2 protein-coding genes are annotated in these 3035 nt (G+C 57.0%); both read left to right on the top strand.

Going from position 1 to position 3035, the window contains the following annotated elements; genetic code table 11:
* The first annotated feature begins 258 nt into the window (after positions 1–258).
* The gene (locus tag B2W52_RS07880) at positions 259–2244 is read left to right on the top strand and encodes an HDOD domain-containing protein (RefSeq protein WP_286802356.1); all 1986 of its coding nucleotides are present in this window, start codon (positions 259–261) and stop codon (positions 2242–2244) included.
* 24 nt (positions 2245–2268) lie between these two features.
* Positions 2269–3035 (top strand): response regulator (locus tag B2W52_RS07885; RefSeq protein WP_286802360.1); only part of this gene is annotated, 767 nt, incomplete at its 3' end.

The raw sequence follows: 3035 nt of genomic DNA on the forward strand, positions 1-3035 counted from the left end.
CATGGTGCGAGGTTGGTTCGGATTGTGCTTGACAGGTTCTCTGGCGTTCATCACCGGCAATCTAGGTCCCTGATTTTTCGGTTTTCTGTATTTTAACCTGTAAAAATTCTACACATATCACGAATCAGATAATATATTGCTTAAAAAAAGAGCAATAAGTATTTAATAACGACGGATTATTGTCTAAGCTCTTTTCCGACAATAAGAATGAACGCTCCGTCAGTTAATGAATTGATTCGCCCCACGGCAGGTAAGCCTATGCACATTGCGCCTGATCTACAGCTACCGAGTCTTCCGGAAGTCACCTTGCGGGCGCTCGAGGCTTGCCATCAGGACGAGAGCTACCGGAAAATCAGCGAAATTGTGTCTGCCGATACCGCACTGGTAGCTCGTATCCTGGCACTGGCCAACTCCGCCCTGTACGGCCCTTCTACTCCGATCCGCTCCGTCGACCAGGCACTCCTGAGACTTGGCACCCGACGTTTTCACACGCTGGTCCTGACCGCAGCCCTGCGCCAACTGCTATTCGAGCTGGGCGGTGACGAATGGCAACAACTCAGAGATTTCTGGCGACACTCGCTGACCACCGCGTTGACCGCCCGGGCCCTGGCAACGCTGACCCGTTATCCGGAGCCTGACGAAGCCTTCATGTTGGGCATGCTTCACAACATTGGCGAGCTGATCGCTATTAAAACGCCAGCCACCGAGGCGAAGCAACACTATCTTGATCATCAGTCCGACATCGCAGCGGAACTCGTTGCCTCCTGGGGGCTGGGGCCAATGGCCGCCGATGCCATGCGCTACCAGCAGGCACTATCCTCGGAGCTACGGGATGCCGGACATCTGGTGAAGCTGATCAGCCTGGCCACCCGACTGGCACTCTCCGATGCCGCCGGCATTGCAGCGGCAGGCACGGTATTCGGGCTGAACGAGGAACTGACCCGGGAGATAAATCGCCGCATCGGCCACGAAGTCTCGGGTATGGCTGCATCGCTGGGGATTCCTCTGGACGAAAATTATTGCGGCGAGAGCGCCTCTCGACAGCTGAAACAGACAATTCTGCGCCAGGCCATGGCGAACCAGGCGATCAACCTTGCCGATCTGACCGGAGAAACCGAGGACATTCTCGCCGAGACGGTCAACAGTCTAACGCTGATCACCGGCCTGCCGGCGCTGTGCTTTGGGCACACAGGCGAAAACCTTGTGCTCCTGTCCGGGACCATTGGCGACATCCCTGACCTGGCGGTCACCGCCAAGCCCGGCGGCAGCGTCCTTACGGAAGCCTTTATTTCTGGCCTGCCAGTCAGCCTTGGTGATCGATCCCCAACAGTACTCGACCGACAGTTGCTGTCACTGCTCCATACGCCCTCCATACTTGCCGTACCGGTTAACAATGGCGGGGACTGCCCTGGTGTCTTCGCCCTGGGCACAGACAACGAGCATCTGCCAACAACCCTGGAACTGGCCGATATCTTCACGGCTCAGTTGGCATCGGTACTGGCAGACCGGGTGCCGGCCCAAACCGATGCCGAAGCCAGTACAGAGGGCCTGGATCAGGAGATCGCCCGCGACCGGCTGCGTAAACAGGTTCACGAAGTCAGCAACCCACTGACCATAATCCGACAGTATATTTACCAGCTGCGAGGCAGGCTTGAAGATGCTGGTGTCCAGCAGGAGCTGGACGTAATCCGGGATGAGCTGGATCGGGCGGGCAATCTTTTACTGCAAATGAGCCATACTGACTCCGTGGATCAGGGCGATGACGGGGTTGAGCTCAATGCCGAACTGGAAAGTCTGGCTCGTATCCTTGAAGATAGTCTGTTCAGCTCAGATAGCCGCAGCCTTCGGTTATCGCTTTGCAGCGAGCCAACGCGGGTTGCGGCTGGCCCCACGAGGATTCGGCAGATTGTGATCAATCTGGTTCGAAATGCGGCGGAAAGCCTGGCGGATGATGGCGGCACGGTTGAAATACGGACGTCTTCGCCAGTGTGGCAGAACCACCGAACCTGGGTTGAGCTGGAAATCTCGGACACAGGCAGAGGAATACCCGGTGAGGTCAGGGACGCCCTGTTTTCACCGGTGAAAACCACAAAGGGAGAGGGCCACAGCGGTTTGGGCCTGAGCATTGTGAAACAGCTCGTTGATGACATGGAGGGCATCATTGCTTGTCGCACGGGGCAGGAAGGGACCACCTTCAGGATTCTGCTTCCAGCGGCCAGCCACAAAAAGAATGAGACCGACTGACGCAGAAACAACGGACACAGACCGATGGCACCTGAACATACTGATCAGCCTTTCAGTCACGGGTTAACGGCACGGATACTGGTAGCAGATGACGAACCCCGCCTGCTCAATACACTGGCTTCGCTGCTGCGTAGCCGGGGTTATGACGTTGCGGAAGCTCACGGGGGCCGAAAAGCCTGCGAGCTGATCGACCAGCAAACCTTCGACCTGGCCTTGCTGGATCTCCGGATGCCCGAGGTCACAGGTTTCGACGTTATGGCACACCTTGCCATCGGACAGCCGGATTGCGGCGTGATCGTGGTCAGCGGCGAAAGTTCGTTCAGTGCTGTGAGCCGAGCACTGCGGCGGGGCGCCCTGGACTACATCCGTAAACCCTTTGATCCTGAGGAACTGCTGGCCACCGTTGAGAGCGTGATCGGAAAAAAGTCACTCCTCGAAGCCCACGAGCATATCCAGATGCGGCTGGAGAAATCCGAGGCGCTGCATCGTTACATCGTTAACAGCTCTCCTGACATCGTGTTCATGCTTGATCAGGACGGTCACTTTTGCTTCGTGAACAGCAAGGTAGAAAGCCTGCTCGGATATAAGCCAGCGGAACTTTGCGGCCAGCATTTCCGCCACATTCTCGACGACCGGGACGTGACCCGCGGGACACTGGCCCTGAAGGGACCAAACATCACTGCAGATAACCCTCGAACCCTGGAAGTCCGCCTTAAAACCCGTGGCAGCCGGCGAGCAACCCGTCATTTCGAGATAACCGCTTTTCCCATCGATCCGCAAACCTGGCCGCA

The organism is Marinobacter sp. UBA2498, assembly GCF_002341575.1.
GTDB classification, from domain to species: Bacteria; Pseudomonadota; Gammaproteobacteria; order Pseudomonadales; family Oleiphilaceae; genus Marinobacter; species Marinobacter manganoxydans.